The organism is Candidatus Deferrimicrobiaceae bacterium, from assembly GCA_035256765.1.
GTDB lineage: Bacteria > Desulfobacterota > Deferrimicrobia > Deferrimicrobiales > Deferrimicrobiaceae > CSP1-8.
Window position 1 is genome coordinate 1 of the sequence record DATEXR010000088.1, and the last position, 8,163, is coordinate 8,163.

The window sequence follows — 8,163 nt, forward strand, 5'->3', positions numbered from 1 at the left end:
GGGGGAGGGGAGGGTCGCCGCTACCAGAGGTTCGCGCAGGCGGGGACGGCGGCGCGGTCCAGAAGCGAGATCGCTTCCATGGAGCAGGCGGCGCGGCAGATGCCGCAGCCGTAGCAGCGTCTATTATCGACCACCGACTTCTCCTCCGCGGCGCTGTAGGCGATCGCGCCGAACGGGCAGACCTTCATGCACTCCCGACAGCCGGTGCATTTGTCCGGGTCCGCCTTCGCCACGTACTCGGCCCGGAACATCACGGGGAAGTCGTGGGTCACGGTGCACTTCATGGCCATGCAGTCCGACCGGTCGCAGTTGCAGAAACCGCCGATGAAGGGCGTGCGGAAGGTCCAGACGGTGTGGCAGAGCCCCTCGTGCTCGTGCTCGCGCAGCGCCTGGAGGGCTTCCTCCTTCGACAGGGTCTCGAATCCCAGGGTGTCGGGACCTTTCAGGAAGCTCTTTTCCAGACCATCGATGATCTGAAGCAACTTCCCGCCTCCGGGAGAGATGCTCACCCCGTAGCAGTACCGTTTTTCCTTGCCCAGGTTGACCTTGCGGCACACGCAGGGCAGGCGGACGATGGAGTTGACGAACCCGAGGATCCGCTCCAGGTCCTCGATCGGCACCACCTGGCCGTAGTGGATCCGCTTTTGCCGATTCGAGACGACCCAACCCACGGCCCGCCGGACGAAGGCGGGCGCATGGTCCAACTTCTCGACCTTCTCCATGTCCTCCCGGAGCCGCTCGGGCTCGGATACGAACTCCTCGATGAACCTCCTCCTCCGGAGGTCGCTCAGGAGGTCCTCGGAGTAGTTCTCGGCTCTCAGGTACCACTTCTTCCCCTCGCCGTGCTTGTGGCAGAACTCGCACATGGTTCGCCTCCCTTTCGCTCTCCCTGCCTCCCGCCCAGGCGTCTTCCCGGGTGGTATCCTCGACACGAACAACGTCGCCTGGCTGGCGTTCGACATCTCTCCTGAAAAAAAGGACGGAGCCGGACGGCCCCGTCCTTGGGGATTCCATGGTGGCCCCTCCCAGAATTGAACTGGGGACACGAGGATTTTCAGTCCTCTGCTCTACCATCTGAGCTAAAGGGCCACGCTCGGAAAGAACCAATTGTAATGACACCGGATCGACCCTGTCAAGCGCCGGTCCGGGCGTTCTCGTGGACGACGATCGTCCTGCAGACCTTGTCGTGCAGCCCCTGCTTGCGCGGGTCGAACGCGGCCCACAGATATCCGATGTTGAGCGTCAGGTCGCACAGGAAATACCCGAGCCACCGCAGGAACGCCTTCCGGTAGTCGAGAGGGGTTCCATCCTCGTTCAGCACCCTGATCCGCAGCGCCATCTTCCCGAAGGTCTGCCCGTAGGCGCCGTGGAGATAGACGTAGTAGAAGACGGGGAAGAGCACGAAGAAGGCGATCCGCAGGACGTTCTCCGCGGAGAACCGGTCGAACCAGAAACCCTCGTCGAACCCGCTCGGGGCCCACAGTCCCGCGTCGGCCCCCATTTGGTCCACCAGGAAGAAGAGGTTGAACGTGGCGAGGATGAGGATGAGGTCGATGACGCGCGCGAACAGGCGGATCCAGAACCCCGCGTAATGGTGTTCTTCCATCATCATGGACATCCCCGGTCAGGGGTTTCCGAAATGATACATCACCATGCTCACCGCGGCGACCGCGGCGGTCTCCACCCGCAGGATCCGCTGTCCCAGTCCCGCCCGGACGAACCCCGCCCGCTCCGCCTCCCGGACCTCGTCTTCGGAGAAGCCCCCCTCGGGACCGATGAGAAGCGCCACGCTTTTCGCCTGGCCCATGCCGGAGAGGACCTCCTTCAGCCCGAACTGCCTCTCGCCCTCGTAGAACACGATGCGCGCTTCCGACGATCCGGCCAGGGCGAGCGCGGCGGGATAGGAGAGAAGGCCCGGGATGTCCGGCACCCGGGCGGAGCCGCACTGCTTGGCGGCGGCGAGCGCCACCCGCTCCCAGCGCGCCGCTTTCCTGCGCGCGTCCTGCGCGTCGACACGGGGGATCGTCCGGGACGACCGGAACGGCGCCACCCGGGAGCATCCGAGTTCGGTCGCCTTCTCGAGGATGAAGTCCATCTTGTCGGCTTTGGGCAGTCCCACGAGAAGCGTGACGGCGACCTCCGGGGGAGGCTCCGGGGGCCAGGATTCGAGCACCTCGGCGCGCAGCGAGCGCGAGGTCGCCTCGAGGATTCTCATCCGGTACCGGTTTCCCTCCTCGTCGAAGGCGAAAAACGAGTCGCCCGGGCCCAGGCGCAGGGACCGGAGCATGTGTCCCGCCTCCGTTCCCGAAAGAACGGCCGTGTCCCCCGAGATGTTCTGGCGGTTGATGAAAAAGGTGGGCATCCTACGAGACAGCCCCCTCCCTTCGGAGCAAGAGGGCGGTCCACTGGCCTTCCTCCTTCTTCCCGGAGAGCCGGTATCCGGCGGCTTCGTACTCTTCCACCACCCAGTCGCTCTTCTCCGCCAGGATCCCCGACAGGACCAGCCAGCCTCCCCGCTCCATCCGCGCGGCGATCTCGTGCTTGAGATCGATGAGGATCTCGGCGATAACGTTCGCCAGGACGAGGTCGTACCTTCCCTCCAGGCACGACAGGGGTGTCGTGGCGGCGTAAAACCGGTCCTCCACGCCGTTGATCCGTGCGTTTTCCCCGGCCACCTCCACCGCCTTCGGGTCGAGATCGATCCCCATGGCCAGCGACGAGCCCAGGCGGGCCGCGGCGATCCCGAGGATTCCCGTGCCGGTCCCGACGTCCAGCACCCGGGGGGGAGCCGGGGAGGCGTCGAAGGCTTCCTCCAGGAACTGCAGGCACATCTGCGTCGTCTCGTGCGTACCGGTGCCGAACGCCTGGCCGGGGTCGATGGTGAGAACGACCTCCCCGGAGGAGGCCGCGTACGGCTCCCACGAGGGCTTCACGGTGATCCGCCTCCCGATCCTTTTCGGCTTGAAGTTCTCCTTCCACTTCTCCGCCCAGCCGAAGTCCGTGATCTCGGCCGCCGAGACGAAGGATCCCGCTTCCGGCCCGAACGACTCCGCAAGCACGGGGAGGAATTCGAGGAACTCATGTTTCACGGAGTGCAGATCGGCCTCCCAGGGGAAGTAGGCGGTGAGCCGGGTCACCTCTTCGGGGGGGGGAAGGGGGTCCGCGGGGTCACCCTCCGGGCCGAACAGCCGCTCATCGTAGGCCATCCCCAGCGCACCTCTTTCCGTGAAGAAATGGGAGATGGCGTCCACCGCCTCCCGACGCGTCTCCACGGTGAACGATTTCCAGCGTGTCATCTCCCCGCCTTATCCGTCCTTCCGGCGTGTTTGCGGCCGAAAAAGCCCTTCCAGGAATATGCTACGATAGCATCTTGCTTCCCCGCCACGACAGAAAAATGGACCGAGACAGAAGGAAACTCCTCTCGCTCGCCGGCGCGCTTCGCCCCGATGCCGTAAGGATGCTCCGGGCGATCACCGGGTTCGCCGAGCTCCCGCTTCAGGAGAAGCGCACCTCCAAAACCCTTTCGACGTTCCTCGAGGGGAACGGGTTCAAGGTGGAACGGGGGATCGCGGGGATGGAGACCGCGTTCCGGGCGGAATTTCCTTTCGGAAGGGGGAAGCCGGCGGTGGCGCTCCTGTGCGAGATGGACGCCCTGCCGGGCCTGGGGCATGCCTGCGGGCACAATCTGGGCGGGGTCGCGTCCGCGTGCGCAGCGGCGGCGCTGGCCCGTTTCGGCGCATCCCGTTTCCGCGCGGGGAAGGTCATCGCCCTGGGGACCCCCGCCGAGGAGACGGGGTACGGGAAGGCCCGGATGATCGAGGAGGAAGTCTTCGCAAAGGTCGACGCGGCGATGATGGTCCACGCCTCCTCCCGCCGCCACGTGGTCAAGGGGTGCCTGGCTCTCCACAAGATCCGGTTCTCCTTTCTGGGAAAGGCGTCGCACGCGGCGGCATACCCGGAGCACGGAGTCAACGCGCTCGACGCCGTCCTCCTCCTCTTTCAGGGGGTCGCGGCGCTGCGCCAGCATCTCCCCGGCACCGTGCGGGTGCACGGGATCATCACGGACGGAGGGAAGGCCCCCAACATCGTCCCGGAACGCGCCCAGGCGTATTTCTACGTCCGGGGCGAGACCGACGCGGAGATGCATGACGCAATGCGGAGGGTGAAGCGGTGCGCCCGCGCCGCGGCGACGTCGACCGGATGCCGTCTGCGGATGAAGGAGGGGCCGTACACCCTCTCCGCGATGAAGGTCAACCCCGTGCTTGCCGGCTCCTACCGGCGCGCCCTGGCGTTTCTGGGCGTCAAGGAGAGCGGGGCGCCCCCCGACCGGAACCGCGGATCCTCCGACATCGGGAACGTCTCCCGGATCGTCCCTTCGCTCCAGCCGAACGTTCCGATCTCGGGCGGCGAGCGAGTGGAGATCCACACGCGCTCCTTCGAGGAGGCGACCACGAGTCCCGCGGGGGTCAAGGGAATGATGGAGGGGATCCGGGCGCTGGCACTGACCGCGTACGATCTGTTCGCGGATCCGAGGCTCGTCCGGGAGGCATGGAGGGCGCTCCGCCAAGAACAGGGACGTTCTTAAAACTTTTCATCAAGGGGTGTTCCCGAACATTTTCGAGCAGCAACGACGAAGCAATAGGATGTCCGGGAAATATCCTCGAATACCCCGACCCGTCCCGGAACGAAGCCTTTTCTATCATGAAAAGTTTTAAGAACGTCCCTAAGCTTTTAGGTGAGCACGACGATCGTCGCCCCGTCCCCGCCCTGCGCCCTCGGCGCCGGGAAGAAACGCTTCGCGTACGGAGAGGTTTTCAGGTGTCGGCGCACCCCCGTTTTCAGCGCCCCGGTCCCGTGTCCGTGGACGAGGAAGGCGTGGGAGGTCTGGGCGAGGGAGAGCCGGTCGAGGAATACGTCCACTTCGGAAAGGGCATCGTCCACGTACATTCCGCGGAGGTCGAGGGTGTTTTCGGGGGTCTGGAGGTACACCTCGGACGAGGAGTCCCCGCCCCGGCGCCCCGTGCCGGAAGCCGAGGACACCACGGGGGCCCTGTCCCCCGCAAGGACCCGGACCTGATCCCTGGGCACCCGCGTTTTCATTCCCCCCACCAGCACCTCCACCCCGTTCTCCTCCGGTCCCGCGGGCGCGCTCACTTCCCCTTCCTTGTGCAGGGGCGACAGAAAGACTTTCTGCCCGGGGTAGAGGACGGCCCCCGGCGGCAGAGGGGCGGTCCTGCTCATCATCGCCCGCACCGCGGGATCCTCCTCCGCGGCCCTTGCCTTCTCCTTCCACTCGCGCAGGACCGTCGACGCCTTCCGGACCGTCTCGATCTTTTTCGCCTTCCGCAGCTCCTCCGTGACCGTCCGCAGCTGGGCCTCCGCCCTCCGGATCTCCTCGCGGATCTTCTGGCGCCCCTTCTCCAGCGCCTTCGACTCCTCCTCCCGCGCGCGGTCCCGCAGCGCCTGAAGCAGCTTCTTCTCCTCCTCCGCCTCGCGGCGCTTCGCCGCAAGCTCCGCGGCCTCGGACGAAAGTTTTTCCCGTTCCCGCTCCAGCCGCGCGAGGATCTCGTCGAATTTTTTCCCCTCCCCGGAGAGGTACCGTTTCGCCCGGGAGAGAACTTCCTCGGGGAAGCCCAGCGCCCGGGCGATCTCCATCGCCATGCTCCTGCCGGGGACGCCGAGCCGCAGGCGGTACGTGGGGCGAAGCGCCTCCGTATCGAACTCCATCGAACCGTTTTCGAAGCGTCGGTCCTCGAAGGCGATCCCTTTCAATTCCTCGAAATGGGTCGTAGCCAGGACCCGGACCTCGCGGTCCGCGAGCGTCTCCAGAAACCCCCGGGCGATGGCCGCCCCCTCCCTCGGGTCGGTCCCCGAGACGACCTCGTCCAGCAGGACCAGGGAACCCCGGTCCGCCCCCGCGAGGATCTCGTTCAGCCGGCGGACGTGGGCGGAATAGGTGGAGAGGTCCTGCTCCACGCTCTGCTCGTCCCCGACGGCGGCGAACACCCGGGGGAAGGTCGACACCGTCGAGTCGCCCGAGGCGGGGATGGACAGCCCCGCCATCGCCATCAGCGCCAGCAGCCCCAGCGTCTTGAGCGCGACGGTCTTCCCCCCCGCGTTGGGCCCCGTAAGGATCAGGCAGCGGTAAGGGCGCCCGAGTTTCAGGTCATTGGGGACGATCTCCTTTCGGGCCAGCACCATCAGCGGGTGACGCGCGGAGAAGAGGTTCACTTCGCCGGATGCGTTCACGGTGGGCTCCGCGGCGGAAAGTTCCTCCGCGAGAAGGCACCGCGCCTGGAGGAAGTCCATGCGCGTGAGGATCGCGCGGCATGCATGGAGTTCGTCGGAACGGCGGGCGACCTTGCCGCTGAGCTCGGCCAGGATCCGGGCCATCTCCCGCTCCACCTCGAGCTCGGCCATCCGGATCTCGTTGTTCAGGTAGACGAGCTCCTCGGGCTCGAAGAAGACGGTCTGGCCGCTCTGCGACGTGTCGTGGACGATCCCCGGGAAAAGCCCCTTGGCCGCGATCTTGAAGGGGATCACGAGCCGCCCCGAGCGGACCGTGGCGTACGCATCCTGGATGTGGCGCGCGAACCGGGGCGAGGCGATGATCTCGTCGGCCGTCTTCTGGAGGCGGTTCCGAAGCTGCGTGACCTGTCGGCGCAATCCCCCCAGGGCCGGGGATGCGCGGTCGAGGACGTTCCCGGATCCATCGATCTTGAATTCGATCTCGTCGGCCAGATCCCGCAGGGGGGGAAGCCCCTTGGCGTGGTGCGCGAGGCGCGGGTACTTTCCGCGTCGGTCCTCGAAAAAGCGCCGGACGCGCTCTCCGGTCCTGGCCGTGCTCCCCACGAGGAGCAGTTCGGCGGGGGAGAGCGGCGCCCCTTTTTCCGCCACCTCCAATGCGGGGAGGATTTCCTTGAGCCCCTCGAGGGGAAGAGGCCTCTCGTCGATCAGCATCCTGCGGCCGTCCCGGTTTTCCTCCAGGGAGATCCGGATGGCGTCGAGGTCCGTCCCGGGCACGATCTCCGCGCACCGGTCTCTGCCGGGGTCGGAGGAGGCGTGCAGGCAGAGCCGGGAAACGACCTTCCCCCATTCGAGCGCTTCGAGCGCGTTGTCCCACGGCGTAGTCGGCAAGCCCCGTTCCCCCTGGAAAATCGTCGTTTACCCATCCATTATATCGGGAAGGCAACAGCATCCGCGGTGGATTTCCCGCAGCGGAGGAATCGCAGGACCATGGCCGGGGTGGGGGAGGCGGCTGCTTTGCGCGGTCGCCCTCATGCGTCCGCCCGCCGCGGGCGCCCCTCTCCTTCGGCCCGCCGACCGGATGCCGCTCCACGGTCCGGGGGCCGCGGATCGGCTGCCCTTCATCGGAGTGAACCCTCCGGTTCATGGAAATTTATGTAGGATATAGCGTTCAAGATCGATGGGGGATACCGCATTGTGCCGCGAAAAAAAAGTGCCGAATGACCGGAGCTTGATGAAGGCGCCTGGAAATATTATCCTTCGGTGGCGATGGCCTCGCCGCCCCCCCCGTTTTTGAATTGACAAAGTATTTGATTTTGATATCGTAACCCTCAAATTTCATCGTAGTCCGGGGGAAAGTGCTGTAGGGGGTCTTGTTGTAGATGTTTGAAGGGGTAGGCAGAATGATGGTTCTCCATTGTCAAGGGGAACCGTCACGTCATTCTCCAAGGAGGTGATTGGAAGGAAAATCCTTACGGAAGGGAGGTGAAAAGAGGAGAAACCAGTGGACCAATCGCGATGCACCCTGGGATGTGAGGGAATCCACAAGGGACACCATTCTTACCTTAGGAGGGAAAAGTGAGCAAGCCATTAAAGATTCTCCTGGCTGTTCTCCTGGCACTCGTAGTGGCGACACCTGCCATGGCCATGAAATTCGAGTTCCATGGCGACTTCTTCACCCGGTTTATGGTGTATACCAATCAGGCTGGCTTCTTTAACGCTCCGGACACAGGGACGAGTTCCGCGGCTAATTCGCAAGTTCTGGACAAGAATGATCGTGCCGACAGCTGGGGCGAGATCAAGTCCCGCCTGGTCTTCTCGGGGGAGAACGACGACGGCTCGGTCAAGGGCGTCTATGCCCTGGAAGTGGGTGCCCTCCGTTTCGGCCGAGACTCGGGGACGGGCGCGAGCCTCCCA

The 8,163-nt window shown here is 65.2% G+C and carries 7 protein-coding genes and 1 tRNA gene; 2 read left to right on the plus strand and 6 right to left on the minus strand.

Annotated features, from left to right (window positions below; translation table 11 throughout):
* Positions 1-20 precede the first annotated feature (20 nt).
* The 5 genes from VJ307_02800 to prmA all read right to left on the minus strand — a co-directional run bounded on the left by VJ307_02800 (position 21) and on the right by prmA (position 3,296).
* Positions 21-962, minus strand: a complete 942-nt coding sequence (locus VJ307_02800) for a 4Fe-4S binding protein (GenBank protein HJX73059.1) — start codon at positions 960-962, stop codon at positions 21-23.
* Positions 963-1,013: 51 nt separating this feature from the next.
* A tRNA-Phe gene (locus VJ307_02805) sits at positions 1,014-1,089 on the minus strand.
* Positions 1,090-1,132: 43 nt separating this feature from the next.
* Positions 1,133-1,612, minus strand: a complete 480-nt coding sequence (locus tag VJ307_02810; GenBank protein ID HJX73060.1) for an RDD family protein — start codon at positions 1,610-1,612, stop codon at positions 1,133-1,135.
* A 12-nt stretch (positions 1,613-1,624) separates the two neighbouring features.
* The gene (locus VJ307_02815; protein ID HJX73061.1) at positions 1,625-2,362 is read right to left on the minus strand and encodes a 16S rRNA (uracil(1498)-N(3))-methyltransferase; all 738 of its coding nucleotides are present in this window, start codon (positions 2,360-2,362) and stop codon (positions 1,625-1,627) included.
* 1 nt (position 2,363) lies between these two features.
* On the minus strand, positions 2,364-3,296 hold the full coding sequence (prmA, locus tag VJ307_02820) for a 50S ribosomal protein L11 methyltransferase (GenBank protein HJX73062.1): 933 nt from the start codon (positions 3,294-3,296) through the stop codon (positions 2,364-2,366).
* Positions 3,297-3,394: 98 nt separating this feature from the next.
* On the opposite strand from prmA, the gene VJ307_02825 reads away from it, so the two are divergent.
* The gene (locus VJ307_02825) at positions 3,395-4,585 is read left to right on the plus strand and encodes a M20 family metallopeptidase (GenBank protein ID HJX73063.1); all 1,191 of its coding nucleotides are present in this window, start codon (positions 3,395-3,397) and stop codon (positions 4,583-4,585) included.
* Between the two features lie 146 nt (positions 4,586-4,731).
* Here the strand turns inward: VJ307_02825 and VJ307_02830 are convergent, their stop codons facing one another.
* Complete coding sequence (locus VJ307_02830) at positions 4,732-7,137, minus strand: endonuclease MutS2 (protein ID HJX73064.1); 2,406 nt, start codon at positions 7,135-7,137, stop codon at positions 4,732-4,734.
* Between the two features lie 687 nt (positions 7,138-7,824).
* On the opposite strand from VJ307_02830, the gene VJ307_02835 reads away from it, so the two are divergent.
* On the plus strand, positions 7,825-8,163 hold a 339-nt coding region (locus VJ307_02835), incomplete at its 3' end, for a hypothetical protein (protein ID HJX73065.1).